We start from the raw sequence: 230 nt of genomic DNA on the forward strand, positions 1-230 counted from the left end.
TCGCGCAAATACGGCAAGGAGAGGCTGGAAGCGGCGTGCCAGCGCGCACTCGTGATTGGCGCGCCAACCCAGCGGTCCGTGCGCACCATCCTGCAAACCGGCTCCGACAAGCAACCGCTGCCACAAAGCGGGGCCACCGAATGGCAGTCGCCCCTGCACGAGAACGTGCGCGGGCCCAAGTATTACCACTGACCCAAGGAGGTCACGATGTTGATGCAGCAAACCCTCTC

The 230-nt window shown here is 63.9% G+C and carries 1 pseudogene; it reads left to right on the forward strand.

What is annotated here, in order from left to right:
- Positions 1-192: pseudogene (locus VSR34_RS39400) on the forward strand (IS21 family transposase); the annotation flags it as partial.
- Positions 193-230: the final 38 nt, after the last annotated feature.

Origin of the sequence: Paraburkholderia sp. JHI2823, assembly GCF_038900695.1 — a bacterium.
In the GTDB taxonomy this organism is placed as follows: Bacteria; Pseudomonadota; Gammaproteobacteria; order Burkholderiales; family Burkholderiaceae; genus Paraburkholderia; species Paraburkholderia mimosarum.